This is a genomic window from Variovorax sp. V93, assembly GCF_041154485.1.
Lineage (GTDB): Bacteria > Pseudomonadota > Gammaproteobacteria > Burkholderiales > Burkholderiaceae_C > Variovorax > Variovorax beijingensis_A.
On record NZ_AP028669.1, the window covers coordinates 1,056,373 to 1,070,573 of the forward strand.

The window sequence follows — 14,201 nt, forward strand, 5'->3', positions numbered from 1 at the left end:
AGAGAGCCTGCGGCGCCTCAGGGCGTGAGCGGCACCCTGGGCTCGAACTTCGCGCGCTTGAGGCTGAAGAAAGCCTTGACGTTGCGCACATTGGCGTCGGCCGTGAACAGGCGCTGCGCCAGCGCGCCGTAGTCCGGCATGTCGCGCGCCGCCACCACCAGCACGAAGTCCGGCCCCGGCGAGACGCGCCAGCATTGCTGCACGGCGTCGTCGGCGATCACGCGGGCTTCGAAGGCATCCAGCGCTGCGGCGTCCTGCCGGTCCAGCGAAATCTCGACCACCGCCTGCAAGCCATGGCCCAGCACCGTGGCCAGCCGGTCGGGCGAGAGCAGCGCGACCTGGCGCTCGATCAGCCGCTCCTGCCGCAGGCGCTGCACGCGACGCAGGCAGGTGGGCGGCGAGATGCCCACCTCGGCGGCCAGCCGCTGGTTGGTCTGCGAGGCGTCGCGCTGGAGCGCATCGAGCAGACGCAGATCTATTGCATCCAGGGAAACTGATTCCATATTCAATTGAATTATGGAATAAAAATCCAGATATCTTGAGTAATGAAAGAAAAGTTCGAAATTTCATGAATTTCGAATGCATATTTTTTCAACTGTTTCCTACCATCGAGCCTCTTCTTCATTCAAAGGCAGCTCACCATGTGCGGCATCGTCGGCGCAGCGTCCCATCGCAACATCGTTCCGGTCCTGGTCCAGGGCCTGCAGAGGCTCGAATACCGCGGCTACGATTCCTGCGGCGTCGCGGTCCATGCGGGCGGGCTCACGCGGGCGCGCACTACATCGCGCGTGGCGGACCTCGTCACGCAGGTGCGCGAAGACCATGTCGAAGGCCTGACCGGCATCGCCCACACGCGCTGGGCCACGCACGGCGCGCCCGCCGTGCACAACGCCCATCCGCACTTCAGCCATGGCCCGGGCGCCGATGCGCAGGGCACGCGCCCCGGCCGCATCGCGCTGGTGCACAACGGCATCATCGAGAACCACGAGCCCCTGCGCGCGGCGCTCGAAGCCAGGGGCTACGTGTTCGAGAGCCAGACCGACACCGAGGTCATCGCCCACCTCGTCGACAGCCTCTACGACGGCGACCTGTTCGAGGCCGTGAAGGCCGCGGTGCTGCAACTGCACGGTGCCTATGCCATTGCCGTGATCTGCCGCGACGAGCCGCAGCGCGTGGTCGGTGCGCGCGCGGGCTCGCCGCTGATCCTTGGCGCGGGCAAGGAAGGCGGCGAGAACTTTCTTGCGAGCGACGCCATGGCGCTGGCCGGCGTGACCGACCAGATCGTCTATCTCGAGGAAGGCGACGTGGTCGACCTGCAGCCCGGCAAATACTGGATCGTCGACCGCAACCACAAGCCCGTGCAGCGCCAGGTGCGCACCGTGCAGGCGCACAGCGGCGCGGCCGAGCTCGGCCCGTACCGCCACTACATGCAGAAGGAAATCTTCGAGCAGCCGCGCGCCATCGGCGACACGCTCGAGGGCGTGGCCGGCATCGTGCCCGAGCTGTTCGACGGCATCGGGCAGGACGGCGAGGGCGGAAGGACGACAGGCGCAAGCGCCCACCGCGTGTTCAAGGACATCGACAAGATCCTCATCCTGGCCTGCGGCACCAGCTACTACAGCGGCTGCACCGCCAAGTACTGGCTCGAGAGCATCGCGAAGATCTCGACGCAGGTCGAGATCGCGAGCGAGTACCGCTACCGCGATTCGGTGCCCGATCCGAAGACGCTGGTGGTCACCATCAGCCAGTCGGGCGAAACCGCCGACACACTGGCCGCGCTCAAGCACGCGCGCTCGCTCGGCATGGAACAGACGCTGACCATCTGCAACGTGGCCACCAGCGCGATGGTCCGCGAATGCAAGCTGGCCTACATCACGCGTGCCGGGGTGGAAATTGGCGTGGCCTCGACCAAGGCCTTCACCACGCAGCTGGCCGGGCTGTTCCTGCTGACGCTCGCTATCGCGCAGACCAAGGGGCGCCTGAGCGAAGCCGACGAGGCGCGCTACCTGAAGGAGATGCGGCATCTGCCCGTCGCGCTGCAATCCGTGCTCGCGCTGGAGCCGCAGATCATCGGCTGGGCCGAGGACTTCGCGCGCAAGGACAACGCACTCTTCCTGGGCCGCGGGCTGCACTACCCGATCGCGCTCGAAGGCGCGCTCAAGCTCAAGGAAGTGACCTACATCCACGCCGAGGCCTACGCCGCCGGCGAGCTCAAGCACGGCCCGCTGGCCCTGGTCACGAGCGAGATGCCGGTGGTGGCCGTGGCGCCCAACGACACCCTGCTCGAAAAGCTCAAGAGCAACCTGCAGGAAGTGCGTGCGCGCGGCGGCGTGCTCTATGTGCTGGCCGATGGCGACACGAAGATCAAGAGCAGCGAAGGGCTGCACGTGATCCGCATGCCCGAGCACTACGGTGCGCTGTCGCCGATCCTGCATGTGGTGCCGCTGCAGCTGCTGGCCTATCACACGGCGTGCGCGCGGGGGACGGACGTGGACAAGCCGCGCAACCTGGCGAAGAGCGTGACGGTGGAGTGAGTGGGCGGGGTGCGGGGACCGGCGCCTTCGAGAGGACAATCGAAGAAACTCAGTTCGAAATCACAGCCTGCCACCACCATGCCCCGCCTCGACGACCCCCTGCACGATGCCGAAATCGGCTCCCGCGACAGCACGCTCGACACCACCCGGATCGACGACGTGCGCATCGGCGCCGTCCGTCCGCTCATCACCCCGGCCTTGCTGCAGGAGCGCGTGCCCGTGCGCGACAACACGCTGGCGCTGGTCGAAGGCAGCCGCGCGGCAATCGCCGACGTGCTGCACGGCCGCGATGACCGGCTGGTCGTCGTGGTCGGCCCTTGCTCCATCCACGACCACGACCAGGCCATCGAATACGCACAGCGCCTGAAGGCCGTCGCCGACTCGCTGCAGGACGACCTGCTGATCGTGATGCGCGCCTACTTCGAGAAGCCGCGCACCACCGTGGGCTGGAAGGGCTACATCAACGACCCGCACCTGGACGGCAGCTTCGCGATCAACGAAGGGCTGGAGCGCGCGCGGCGACTGCTGCTCGAACTGACCACGCTGGGCCTGCCGACCGGCACCGAATTCCTCGACCTGCTGAGTCCGCAGTTCATTGCCGACCTGATTGCCTGGGGTGCCATCGGCGCCCGCACCACCGAGAGCCAGAGCCATCGGCAGCTGGCGTCGGGCCTGAGCTGCCCGGTGGGCTTCAAGAACGGCACGGACGGCAGCGTGAAGGTGGCGGCCGATGCGATCCTCGCGGCCCGCGCGCCGCATGCCTTCATGGGCATGACCAAGATGGGCATGGCGGCGATCTTCGAGACGCGCGGCAACGACGACTGCCACGTGATCCTGCGCGGCGGCAAGGCTCCCAACTACTCGGCCGCGGATGTCGCATCCAGCTGCGAGGCACTGCTGGCGAACGGGCTGCGGCCGCAGGTGATGATCGACGTGTCGCACGGCAACAGCAGCAAGCAGCACCAGCGGCAGATCGTGGTTGCCGAAGACGTGGCGGCGCAGATCGCGGCCGGCGAGCGGCGCATCACGGGCCTCATGATCGAGAGCCATCTCGAGGAAGGGCGGCAGGACCTGAAGCCCGGCGCGGCGCTGAAGCACGGCGTCTCGATCACCGATGCCTGCATCGGCTTTGCCCAGACGGTGCCGGTGCTCGAAGGGCTCGCATCGGCGGTCAAGGCAAGGCGGCGCCTGCCCAAGGCCTGAGAGCGGCCATGCCAGCGCATCGAATTTTCACGATGGCGTTTGCGAAGGTCTATCCGATGTACGTCCAGAAGGCCGAGCGCAAGAACCGCACGAAGGAGGAGGTGGATCAAGTCATTCGCTGGCTGACCGGCTACGACCAGGCGGGCCTGGAGCGGCAGATCGAACTGGAGAACGATTTCGAGACCTTCTTTGCGGAGGCTCCCGCCATGAACCCGAACAGCTCGCTGATCAAGGGCGTGGTCTGCGGTGTCCGCGTCGAGGAAGTCGGCGATCCGCTGATGCAGAAGATCCGCTATCTGGACAAGCTGGTCGACGAGCTCGCGAAGGGCAAGAAGATGGAGAAGATCCTCCGGTAGCAGGACGATCCGGCCGGAAAGCAGTTCACGGCAGCTGCATGTCCACGTCTGTCCCAAGTGCGGCACCACCCACGGGCGCGCAGGCCTCAAAGGGCATCTGCCCGCCAGCCCTCAGTCCCACGCAGGAAGCTTCTGCAGCGCATCGTTGGGTCGGCCCACGATGTCGACGCCGGTGATGCCGGCGCCGCCCGGCAGGAGCTGGACGTCGCAAACCACTTCCCAGGCATGACTTTCGGTGCGCCGTGCAAGGCACACTTCCTCGCCGGCGGCAAGGAGCTCGGCGCATTCGCCGATGCCGATCCGCCGTGCCGCGCCAAGCGCAAACTCGGTCGAGCCGAACTCCTGCTCCACCACCGGGTGAATGGCGACGAGATCGATCTTCCCATCGCTGAAATGAACAGCGGTAATTGCATGCTGGGCCATGTTCAACCTCCATTCGTGGAGAGCCCCCCGCGGGGCGACGGCAACCGCCCTGGGCCTGGGCTCGGCCACCCACTGTACGCCCGCAACGGCGCGTCTCCTCGCCGTTGCGCCAAAGCCGACTCTGGCGAAGGGCGGCTTCCAGCGGCCGCGGCTGCACAATCCGCGCCATGCCCCGATCCCTGCCCGACCCCGGTCCTGTGCCTTACTGGCTCTACCTCCTGGAATGCGAAGGCGGCGTGTACTACACGGGGATCGCGCTCGACGTGGAGCAGCGCTTCTTTCAGCATGTGTTCGGGCTGGGCGCCAAATTCACGCGCGCGCGTCCTCCGCTGCGCGTGCTTGCGGCGCGCCCCTACCCTGACAAGGGGGCCGCGCTGCGGGCGGAGATCAGGGTCAAGGCACTGCCCCGCGCGCGCAAGCTCGCCTTCTTCGAAACCAAGGACTGACGCGCCCGCAAGAAAGAATACGCGGTTGACCGGCTGCGCTCCCGCCTGAAATTCGCTAGGCTTTGCTGGCGAGCGATCCCATCGAGCGCGGAGACAACGCGATGAGCCAGGGCGCACCTCTTCGTCTGCATGTGCCGGAGCCCACAGGGCGGCCGGGGCACGAGACCGACTTTTCCTACCTCCACCTGTCGCGTGCCGGCGAGGTGCGAAAACCGCCAATCGACGCATCGCCGGCCGACACCAGCGACCTGGCCTACACGCTGGTGCGCGTGCTCGACGACGAGGGCCGCGCGGTCGGTCCGTGGACGCCCGAGGCCGACCCCGAGCTGCTGCGCCGCGGCCTGCGCGCGATGATGAAGACGCGCGCCTTCGACGCCCGCATGCTGATCGCGCAGCGGCAGAAGAAGATCTCGTTCTACATCCAGTGCCTCGGCGAGGAGGCCATTGCCACCGGCCACGCGCTGGTGCTGCAGCAGGGCGACATGTGCTTTCCCACCTACCGCCAGCAGGGCCTGCTGCTGGCGCGCGAGGACGTGACGATGCTCGAGCTGATCTGCGAGCTGATGTCCAACGAGCGCGACCCGCTCAAGGGCCGGCAGCTGCCGGTGTGCTATTCGATGAAGCGCGCCGGCTTCTTCTCGATCTCGGGCAACCTGGCCACGCAGTTCATCCAGGCGGTGGGCTGGGGCATGGCCTCGGCGATCAAGGGCGACACGCGCATTGCCTCGGGATGGATCGGCGACGGCGCCACCGCCGAGTCCGACTTCCACACCGCGCTGACCTTCGCCCACGTGTACCGCGCGCCGGTGATCCTCAACGTGGTCAACAACCAGTGGGCGATCTCGACCTTCCAGGCGATTGCCGGCGGCGAGGCCACCACCTTCGCGGCGCGCGGCGTGGGCTGCGGCATCGCGTCGCTGCGCGTCGACGGCAACGACTTTCTCGCGGTGCTGGCGGCCTCGCGCTGGGCCGCGGAGCGCGCGCGCAGCAACCTGGGGCCGACGCTGATCGAGTGGGTCACCTACCGCGCCGGCGCGCACTCGACCTCGGACGATCCGTCGCGCTACCGCCCGGCCGACGACTGGGCGCATTTTCCGCTGGGCGATCCGATCCCGCGTCTGGCGCAGCACCTGACGGCCATCGGCGCCTGGTCGCAGCAGGAGCATGAGCAGACGCAGGCCGACCTGGAAGCGCAGGTGAACGCCGCGCTGAAGGAGGCCGAGCGCTTCGGCTCCATGGCCGACGGCCACGTCGCCGGCGCCGCGACCATGTTCGAGGACGTCTACAAGGAGATGCCCGAACACTTGAAGCGGCAGCGCGCGCAGCTGTCCTCCGAGGGATGACGCCATGGCCTCGATGACCATGATCCAGGCCCTGCGCTCCGCCATGGACGTGATGCTCGGGCGCGACGACAACGTGATCATCTACGGCCAGGACGTGGGCTACTTCGGCGGCGTGTTCCGCTGCACCGAAGGCCTGCAGGCCAAGTACGGCCGCTCGCGCGTGTTCGATGCGCCGATCAACGAGGGCGGCATCGTCGGCTCGGCCATCGGCATGGGCGCCTACGGCCTGCGCCCGGTGGTGGAAGTGCAGTTCGCCGACTACGTCTATCCGGCCTACGACCAGATCGTGTCCGAGGCGGCGCGCCTGCGCTACCGCTCGGCGGGCGACTTCACCGCACCGATCACCATCCGCATGCCCTGCGGCGGCGGCATCTACGGCGGCCAGACCCACAGCCAGAGCCCCGAGGCGCTGTTCACGCATGTCTGCGGACTGCGCACGGTGATGCCCTCGAATCCGCGCGACGCCAAGGGCTTGCTGATCGCCTCGATCGAGAACGACGACCCCGTGATCTTTCTCGAACCCAAGCGGCTGTACAACGGCCCTTTCGACGGCCACCACGAGCGGCCGCTGGTGTCCTGGTCGGCGCATCCGCTGGGCGAAGTGCCCGAGGGCTACTACACGGTGCCGCTGGAGTCGGCCACCGTGTTCCGCCCCGGCGCCGACCTGACGGTGATCAGCTACGGCACGATGGTCTTCGTCTCGGAAGCGGCCGCGCAGGAGACCGGCATCGACGCCGAGATCATCGACCTGCGCAGCCTGTGGCCGCTGGACCTGGAGACGCTGGTCGCCTCGGTCAAGAAGACCGGCCGCTGCGTGGTCGTGCACGAGGCCACGCGCACCAACGGCTTCGGCGCCGAGCTGGTGGCGCTGGTGCAGGAGCACTGCTTCCACCACCTGGAGGCGCCGATCGAGCGCGTGGCCGGCTGGGACACGCCCTATCCGCATGCGCAGGAGTGGGCCTACTTTCCGGGGCCGGCGCGCGTCGGTGCGGCGATGCGCCGCGTCATGGAGAACTGAATGGCCACGCATGCAATCAAGGTCCCGGACCTCGGCGAAGGCATTGCCGAGGTGGAGCTGGTGGCCTGGCGCGTGCAGCCCGGCGACACGGTGGCCGAGGACCAGGTGCTGGCCGACGTGATGACCGACAAGGCCACCGTCGAGATTCCCTCGCCGGTCGCGGGCCGGGTGCTCGCGCTCGGCGGCGAAGTGGGGCAGCAGCTTGCGGTGGGCGCGGAGCTGATCCGGATCGACGTGGAGGCGCAGGGTGAGGCGGTGCAGGTGCCGGCCGCACCCGCACGTGCGTCGGCGCCTGAACCTGCACCAGCCGTGGCGGCAGCAGCCGCAGCGGCATCCGCACCGGCCGCGCGCACGCCACCCTCGGTCGGCAAGCCGCTCGCCGCACCCGCGGTGCGCCACCGCGCCGCGGTGCTCGGCATCGATCTGCAGCAGATTCAGGGCAGCGCCGCCGACGGCCGCATCCTGCACGAGGATCTCGACGCCTGGCTGCTCCGCCGGCAGCGCGCGCAGGCGCCGAGCCCGCCGCGCTACGCAGAGCGCAACGACGAGGAGGCCGTGCCCGTGACCGGCGTGCGCCGCCGCATCGCGCAGCGCATGCAGGATGCGATGCGCCGCATCCCGCACTTCACCTACGTCGAGGAAGTCGACGTGACCGAGCTGGAGCTGCTGCGCGCGCGGCTCAACGAACGCTGGGGCAGCGAGCGGGCGCACCTGACGCTGCTGCCGCTGCTGGTGCGCGCCATCGTGCTGGCGGTGCCGCGCTTTCCGCAGATCAACGCCCGCTTCGACGACGAGACGGGCGTGCTCACGCGCCATGGCGCGGTGCACGTCGGCATCGCGACCCAGACCGCGGTCGGTCTCATGGTGCCGGTGCTGCGCCACGCCGAAGCACGCGATCCCTGGTCGAGCGCCACCGAGATCGCGCGGCTGGCCGAGGCCGCGCGCGCGGGCCGGGCCACGCGCGACGAACTGAGCGGCTCGACCCTCACCGTCACGAGCCTGGGCGCGCTGGGCGGCATCGCGTCCACGCCGATCATCAATGCGCCCGAGGTGGCGATCGTCGGCGTCAACCGCATCGTGCAGCGCCCGGTGATGCAGGATGGCGCGGTGGCCGCGCGGCGCATGATGAACCTGTCGTCCTCCTTCGACCACCGGGTGGTCGACGGCCAGCTGGCGGCCGAGTTCGTGCAGGCCGTGCGCGCCTCGCTCGAATGCCCGGCGCTGCTTTTTGCCGAGTAGCCGGCGCCGCGGCGCCTCAGGCCTCGCCGTCCGGCGCGAGTCCCGGTCCCTGGTGGAACACGAGGTCTTCCACCACCACGCCGCCCACCAGGTGCTGCGACAGGATGCGGTCCATGTTCTCGGGCGTGACGTTGTAGTACCAGGTGCCGTCGGGCTGCACGCACATCACCGGTCCGCCCTTGCAGGCCGCGAAGCAGCCGACGCGGCTGCGCTTGACGCGCAGCGCACCCTCGTGGAGGCCCGCGGCCTTGAACTTGTCGCCCAGGCTGTCGAACAGGTCCTGCGAGGCGCCGTTGGGGCTGCAGCGCGGTCCGGTGCAGACCAGCAGGTGGCGCTTGTAGCCGCCGATCTTCGGCTTGACCACTTCGCTCATTCCTGCGCCTCCTCGAGCGGCGCGGCCGCGGCGCTTTCTTCCTCGGCCGGTGCGGCCAGCACGGCCTCGATGTAGTCGGCGGGCAGGCGGTGCTGGACCGCCAGCGCGGCGGCGCTTGCCCCTTCGGCATGGTCGGCGCGCAGGTTGGCCATCCAGCCCAGCAGGCCGGTCGACAGCGAGCGGCCGGGCTTCTCGCCGCTGCGCGTGTTGCCGCCGTCGTCCAGGTCGTACTTGTTGGCATAGCCGCGCGGCGTGACCATGAGGCCGTGCTGCACGAAGGTGTGGCTGTTGCCGATGAGCACCGTCGTCAGCATGCCGATGTCGCACTCGCTCATGTGGGCGAGCGTGGTCAACTCGATGCGCTCGCGCCGGCGGTAGGCCGACTTGACCACCGCCACCGGCGTGTCCGGCCGCCGGTGCCGCAGGAAGAGCTGCTGCGCCTGCACGATCTGCTGCGTGCGCCGTCCGCTCTTCGGGTTGTACAGGGCCACCACGAAGTCGGCCGCCGCCACCGCGTCGAGCCGCCGCGCGATCACGGGCCAGGGCGTGAGCAGGTCGCTCAGCGAGATCGAGCAGAAGTCGTGCGTGAGCGGCGCGCCCACCAGCGCCGCGCAGGCGTTGATGGCCGACGCGCCGGGGACCACCTCGACGGCGATGCCCGCGTCCGGCGTCCAGCCGGCCTGGAACAGCACCTCGTAGGTCGGTCCGGCCATGCCGTAGACACCGGCGTCGCCGCTGGAGATCAGCGCCACCTTCTTGCCTTCGCGGGCGCGCTCGAGCGCGTTGACGGCGCGGTCGAGTTCCTCGGTCATGCCCTTGCGGATCACCTCCTTGCCCTCGAGCAGGTCGGCCACCAGCTTGATGTAGGTGCTGTAGCCGACCACCACGTCGGCTTCGGCGATCGCGGCCAGCGCGCGGCCCGTCATGTGGTCGTGGTGGCCGGGGCCGATGCCGACCAGCGAGATCTTGCCGCTCATGGATTCACCTCCAGTGCCGGCGCAGTGCGCGAAGCACCGAACGCAGCGGCCAGCGCCGGCCGCAGCCAGCGCTCGAACGCCAGGCCGCAGGCCACGCCCGTCGAGGCCCAGAAGCTCAGCGAGATCCAGGTGGTCGCCCAGATGAAGCGCGCATCGAGCATCCGCAGTGCGGCCTGTGCCTCGGCGCCGAAGCCCGCGAAAGGATCGCCCGCGGCCTGCGGCGCACCCACCACGAAGGGCAGCGCGAGCCAGGCCGCGGCCGCGGGCCAGCGCAAGGCGCTGCGCAGCCCCGCGAGCGAGATGCAGGCCAGCGCCGCGCCGGCCGCGGCCAGCACCCACCAGCCCTGGCGCGAACCCAGCCGGGCCGCATCCATGCCGGGGATCTCGGCCGGCAGCCCGAGCGAGGGCCAGAAGTGAAAGATCAGCCAGCCGGCGGCAGACACCAGCAGCGCCAGCGGCAGCGAGCGCATGCGGGCGTCGCGCCAGAGGCAGACGCCCATCGCCGCGAGCACCAGCAGCGCCATGCTGAAGGCATGCAGCATGTTGGCGACCCAGCTCCAGAAGCTGCGCTCGGCACCGTCCTGGGGCTGCCACTGCACTTCATCCGCGGCCGCGCCGTGGGCATGCGCCGCGTCATGGCCGTGGTCCGGCAGGGGCGCGGCCTTCTGCGACTCGTAGCTTTCGGCCGCCTGGATGATCGGCGTGGCCTGCCACTGCTGCACGCCGGTCTGCACGCTGCCCACCAGCACGGCCACCGCCAGTGCGCACCAGATCAATCGTTGGAAGATCATGGAATGTTCCGTGCTCAGTGGCAGGGCTTGACCGTGACGTGGCGCACGTCGTGCGCGGCGTTGTGCGCGAGCGGGCTTTCGGCGAAGGCGACGCCATACAAGACGAACAGGCCCAGCGCCGCGGCGCCGGCCAGTTGCAGCAGCAGGCTGCGCGGCGTGCCGGCATGGGCGAAGCCGCCGGTGTGGGAAGTGGTGTGCGTGGAGGAGGTGTTCATTGCGGGTTCCATTCGAGGTGAGGGTTGGGATTCATCAGGACATGCGCGCGATCGAGACCGTCGCGTGGCGCCCGTCGGTGCCGCGGTGCCTGTGCTTGGGGACGACCAGCGCCGCCATCGGCAGGCCGCCGCCGGCCAGCAGCGCGGCCGCCTCGCTGACCGAAGGCGTGCCGGTGTGGCGGCGCACCGTTTCCGACGGATGCGGCACGGGCACCTCGGCCAGCTGCGCGGCGGGATAGAAGCGCAGCGCCCAACCATGGGCCGCGGCCAGCGCCAGCAGGCCGGGCTCGTCGGCCTTCAGGTCGATGCTGGCGGCCGCGGCCACCTGCGCGAGCTGCGCGCCGATGCCGGCCAGCGCCTCGTCGATCGCCTGCTGCAGCGTGTGCCGGGGCGTACCGCGGTCGCAGCCCAGGCCGATGGCGTAGCGCACGGTGCTCATTGCGGCGGCCGGTAGACGACGAGCCGCTCGGCCAGCGTGCGCCAGCGCTCGGCGCTCACTTCGGCCTGCGTGATCCACAGCACGGCCTTGAAGCGCGCGAGATCCACATCGTCGAAGCGCGCGAAGCGGTGGATGTTGGCGGGCAGGGGAGTCGGGCGGTTCCACCAATCAGTGCTGCCCGCTTCCTGCACCACCGCGACCGGCTCGCCGTTCACGACATGGGCCGAGACGCGCGTGATGTTGATCTTGGGCGCCTCCACCTTCCAGCCGAGTTCGCGCCCGAGGATGTCGACCGGGATGGTCTTGCCCACGTCCGACGCGGTGGTCAGCACGGGCGTGGCATCCAGCAGCGCGGCGACCTGCTCGGCCATCGCGTTGGCGCCGCCCACGTGGCCCGAGAGCACCGGAATCACGAACTGCGCGGCGTCGTCCACCACTAGCACGCCCGGGTCTTCGTCCTTGCTCTTGAGGTGTGGCGCGATCAGGCGCACCACGGCGCCGAGCGAGACGAAGAACACGATCTGGTCGAAGTCCGCGAACAGCGCCGCGATCTCGTCGCGGAAGGCACCCGCGTAGGCGCGCACCGGGTTGGGCAGGCCGGCCATGAGCGGCGCGAACTTGTAGCCCACGCACACGCTGGCCTCGGGCAGCAGGCGGGCCAGTCCGGCCGTTTGCTGCGCGCCGTGCTTGGTGATGGCCACGAGCACCACGCGGGGTGCGGCTTCATTCGTCATTCGGGTTTTCGTCCTCTTCGATTTCGGTGCTGGTTTTCTTGCGGCAGCCGCGCACCAGTTCGCCGCGTTCGCGGCCGGGGTTCTTCACCAGCAGCAGCGACAGGTAGTTGACCTTGCTGCCTTTCAGGCTGGCCACGTCGTGCACGATGCGTTCGACCGGCGAGCCGGCCTTCTCGATGAAGCGGCTGTGCGCGAGCAGGCCGCGCCGCGCCAGCAGGTCGATCAGGTCGTCCAGCAGCGGCTTGACCTTCATCAGCACCAGCGTGTCGAAGTCGTCCAGCATCTTCTCGACCGCGGCAATGCCGTAGGCCGCCGGTACGATGGCTACGGTGTCGTCCTGCTCCGAGAGCGGCAGCTGCAGGCGCGCGCAGGCTGCGTTGAAGGAGGTGACACCGGGCACCACCTCGATGCGCGCGGCCGGGTCGAGTTCGCGCAGCACGCGCGCCAGGTAGCAGAAGCTTGCGTAGGTGGAGGCATCGCCCTCGACCAGGAACAGCACGTCCTGCCCGGTCGCCAGCAGCGCCTGCACGGTCTCGGCGGCCTTCAGCCAATGGCGCGCGAGCTTCTCGGCGTCGTGCGTCATCGGGAACAGCAGCGCCTGGTGCTGCGCGGGCGCCGAAAGCCCGGCGCGCAGCGCGATGTCGAGCGCGTAGCTTTCCTTGCGCAGGCTGCGCACGGGGTAGGTCCAGACCGCGTCGGCGCGCGTCAGCAGGGACCAGGCGCGGCGCGTGATCAGGTCCGGATCGCCCGGGCCGAGCGATACGCCGTGGAGCATGCCGGGTGCCGTCATGCCGCACCGCCCGTCAGCACGCGGACCTCCGTCCTTTGCGCACAGACCAGCCACACCGGGTTCTCGGCCGCGAGCCGGTGCATGTGCAGGATCGGCTTGCTGCGCGAGGCCTGCAGCTGCAGCACGTCCCAGCTCGCACCCTGCGCCTTGAGCGCCTCGACCGCACCTGCGAGGTTCTCGATGGTCACGAAGTTCATCACCAGCCAGCCGCCCGGGCGCAGCCGCCGCAGCACCAGCGCGATGAGCTCGGCCAGTTCGCCGCCGGAGCCGCCGATGAAGACCGCGTCCGGATCGGCCCAGGCCGCCAGGCCCTCGGGCGCCTTGCCGTGCACCAGGCTGTGGTTGCTGATGCCCATGGCCTGCCGGTTGCGCGCGACGATGGCGCTGTCGTCCGCGTTCTTCTCGATCGCGTAGACATGGCCGCGCCAGCACAGCCGCGCCGCCTCCAGCCCGACCGAGCCGGAGCCCGCGCCGATGTCCCACACCACGCTGTCGGCGCGCAGCTGCATGCGCGCGAGCGAGACGGCGCGCACCTCGTTCTTGGTGATCAGGCCCTTCTCGGGATGGCGCTGTTCGAAGCTCGCGTCCGGCAGGCCGAACAGCACCTGCGGCGCGCGCAGCCGGGTGCGCCAGAGCAGCACCACGTTCGGGTCGGCAAAGCGCATCTGTGCCGCCGCCGCGATGCGCATGCCGCTGACCACGCGCTCCTCGGGCTGGCAGAGGCGCTCGGCGACGGCCATCTCGAAATCGTCGGCCAGGCCCTCGGCCACCAGCATGCGCGCGATGCGGTCGGGCGTGTTGTCGGGGCTGGTGAGCACCGCGAGGCGATCGTGCTGGCGGATGTCGCGCAGCAGCGCGTAAAGGCCGTGCGCGGGCGGCGAACCCGGCAGCCAGTCGCCCGCGTCCTTCGCATGCACCGAGGCGAACTTCATCTCCTGCCACGGCAGGCCGAGGCGCGCGCAGGCCAGCTGCAGCGTCGACACGTTCGGAATGACTTCGATCGCCTCGATGCACAGGCGCGCGGCCAGGAAGGCCGCGATGCCGTGGCACAGCGGATCGCCGGTGGCCAGCACGACCACGCGGCGTTCCTCGGCCTGCGCGGCGCGGATCCATTCGGGCACCTGCGACAGTGCGCCGGTGAGGTCGCGCTGCACCGCGCCGGGTGCGATGTGCGGCGCGAACAGCGCCAGCGTGCGTGCGGCGCCGATCACCAGCTGCGCCTGCTGCAGATGGGCCATCGCGCTGCGCCCGAGGCTCGCATCGCCATCGTCCAGCACGCCGAGGATGCGGCATTTGTGGGTCATGTTGTTGTGGTTGTCG

17 protein-coding genes are annotated in these 14,201 nt (G+C 69.4%); 7 read left to right on the forward strand and 10 right to left on the reverse strand.

The window, feature by feature from the left end; all coding sequences use genetic code 11:
* Nucleotides 1-17 precede the first annotated feature (17 nt).
* Nucleotides 18-503 carry an Lrp/AsnC family transcriptional regulator gene (locus ACAM54_RS04730; RefSeq protein ID WP_369649987.1) on the reverse strand — a complete coding sequence of 162 codons (486 nt, stop codon included), beginning with the start codon at nucleotides 501-503 and terminating at the stop codon, nucleotides 18-20.
* 138 nt (nucleotides 504-641) lie between these two features.
* On the opposite strand from ACAM54_RS04730, the gene glmS reads away from it, so the two are divergent.
* From glmS to ACAM54_RS04745, 3 genes are all read left to right on the forward strand, one after another.
* Entirely contained in the window at nucleotides 642-2,534 is a 1,893-nt protein-coding gene (glmS, locus tag ACAM54_RS04735) for a glutamine--fructose-6-phosphate transaminase (isomerizing) (protein ID WP_307698345.1), read from the forward strand.
* A 78-nt stretch (nucleotides 2,535-2,612) separates the two neighbouring features.
* On the forward strand, nucleotides 2,613-3,737 hold the full coding sequence (locus tag ACAM54_RS04740) for a 3-deoxy-7-phosphoheptulonate synthase (protein ID WP_369649988.1): 1,125 nt from the start codon (nucleotides 2,613-2,615) through the stop codon (nucleotides 3,735-3,737).
* A gap of 8 nt (nucleotides 3,738-3,745) precedes the next feature.
* Nucleotides 3,746-4,093 (forward strand): DUF2200 domain-containing protein, encoded by a 348-nt coding sequence (locus ACAM54_RS04745; protein ID WP_145740777.1) that lies wholly within the window; start codon nucleotides 3,746-3,748, stop codon nucleotides 4,091-4,093.
* A gap of 111 nt (nucleotides 4,094-4,204) precedes the next feature.
* On the opposite strand, the gene ACAM54_RS04750 is transcribed toward ACAM54_RS04745, so the two are convergent.
* Complete coding sequence (locus ACAM54_RS04750; protein WP_145740779.1) at nucleotides 4,205-4,516, reverse strand: hypothetical protein; 312 nt, start codon at nucleotides 4,514-4,516, stop codon at nucleotides 4,205-4,207.
* Nucleotides 4,517-4,683: 167 nt separating this feature from the next.
* On the opposite strand from ACAM54_RS04750, the gene ACAM54_RS04755 reads away from it, so the two are divergent.
* From ACAM54_RS04755 to ACAM54_RS04770, 4 genes are all read left to right on the forward strand, one after another.
* The gene (locus tag ACAM54_RS04755) at nucleotides 4,684-4,962 is read left to right on the forward strand and encodes a GIY-YIG nuclease family protein (RefSeq protein ID WP_145740781.1); all 279 of its coding nucleotides are present in this window, start codon (nucleotides 4,684-4,686) and stop codon (nucleotides 4,960-4,962) included.
* A gap of 101 nt (nucleotides 4,963-5,063) precedes the next feature.
* Nucleotides 5,064-6,305, forward strand: a complete 1,242-nt coding sequence (locus ACAM54_RS04760) for a 3-methyl-2-oxobutanoate dehydrogenase (2-methylpropanoyl-transferring) subunit alpha (protein WP_369649989.1) — start codon at nucleotides 5,064-5,066, stop codon at nucleotides 6,303-6,305.
* A gap of 4 nt (nucleotides 6,306-6,309) precedes the next feature.
* Nucleotides 6,310-7,323 carry an alpha-ketoacid dehydrogenase subunit beta gene (locus ACAM54_RS04765; RefSeq protein ID WP_307698341.1) on the forward strand — a complete coding sequence of 338 codons (1,014 nt, stop codon included), beginning with the start codon at nucleotides 6,310-6,312 and terminating at the stop codon, nucleotides 7,321-7,323.
* Entirely contained in the window at nucleotides 7,324-8,562 is a 1,239-nt protein-coding gene (locus ACAM54_RS04770; protein ID WP_369649990.1) for a dihydrolipoamide acetyltransferase family protein, read from the forward strand.
* A 16-nt stretch (nucleotides 8,563-8,578) separates the two neighbouring features.
* Here ACAM54_RS04770 and ACAM54_RS04775 read toward each other — a convergent pair whose 3' ends face one another.
* The 8 genes from ACAM54_RS04775 to cbiE are packed head-to-tail and all read right to left on the reverse strand — an operon-like array spanning nucleotide 8,579 to nucleotide 14,185.
* Entirely contained in the window at nucleotides 8,579-8,935 is a 357-nt protein-coding gene (locus tag ACAM54_RS04775; RefSeq protein ID WP_369649991.1) for a ferredoxin, read from the reverse strand.
* Nucleotides 8,932-9,912 carry a precorrin-3B C(17)-methyltransferase gene (gene cobJ / locus ACAM54_RS04780; protein ID WP_369649992.1) on the reverse strand — a complete coding sequence of 327 codons (981 nt, stop codon included), beginning with the start codon at nucleotides 9,910-9,912 and terminating at the stop codon, nucleotides 8,932-8,934. The genes ACAM54_RS04775 and cobJ overlap by 4 nt, the downstream gene beginning before the upstream one ends.
* Nucleotides 9,909-10,703: a CbtA family protein gene (locus tag ACAM54_RS04785; RefSeq protein ID WP_369649993.1), complete on the reverse strand. Its 795-nt coding sequence runs from the start codon at nucleotides 10,701-10,703 to the stop codon at nucleotides 9,909-9,911. The genes cobJ and ACAM54_RS04785 overlap by 4 nt, the downstream gene beginning before the upstream one ends.
* A gap of 14 nt (nucleotides 10,704-10,717) precedes the next feature.
* Nucleotides 10,718-10,918, reverse strand: a complete 201-nt coding sequence (locus tag ACAM54_RS04790) for a CbtB domain-containing protein (protein WP_145740791.1) — start codon at nucleotides 10,916-10,918, stop codon at nucleotides 10,718-10,720.
* 34 nt (nucleotides 10,919-10,952) lie between these two features.
* The gene (locus ACAM54_RS04795) at nucleotides 10,953-11,357 is read right to left on the reverse strand and encodes a cobalamin biosynthesis protein (protein ID WP_369649994.1); all 405 of its coding nucleotides are present in this window, start codon (nucleotides 11,355-11,357) and stop codon (nucleotides 10,953-10,955) included.
* A complete protein-coding gene (locus tag ACAM54_RS04800; protein WP_145740795.1) occupies nucleotides 11,354-12,091 on the reverse strand; it encodes a cobalamin biosynthesis central domain-containing protein in 738 nt (245 codons plus the stop codon). The genes ACAM54_RS04795 and ACAM54_RS04800 overlap by 4 nt, the downstream gene beginning before the upstream one ends.
* Nucleotides 12,081-12,881 (reverse strand): precorrin-2 C(20)-methyltransferase, encoded by an 801-nt coding sequence (cobI, locus tag ACAM54_RS04805; protein ID WP_369649995.1) that lies wholly within the window; start codon nucleotides 12,879-12,881, stop codon nucleotides 12,081-12,083. Before cobI ends, ACAM54_RS04800 begins: the two co-directional genes overlap by 11 nt.
* Nucleotides 12,878-14,185 carry a precorrin-6y C5,15-methyltransferase (decarboxylating) subunit CbiE gene (cbiE, locus tag ACAM54_RS04810; protein ID WP_307698432.1) on the reverse strand — a complete coding sequence of 436 codons (1,308 nt, stop codon included), beginning with the start codon at nucleotides 14,183-14,185 and terminating at the stop codon, nucleotides 12,878-12,880. Before cbiE ends, cobI begins: the two co-directional genes overlap by 4 nt.
* Nucleotides 14,186-14,201 lie beyond the last annotated feature (16 nt).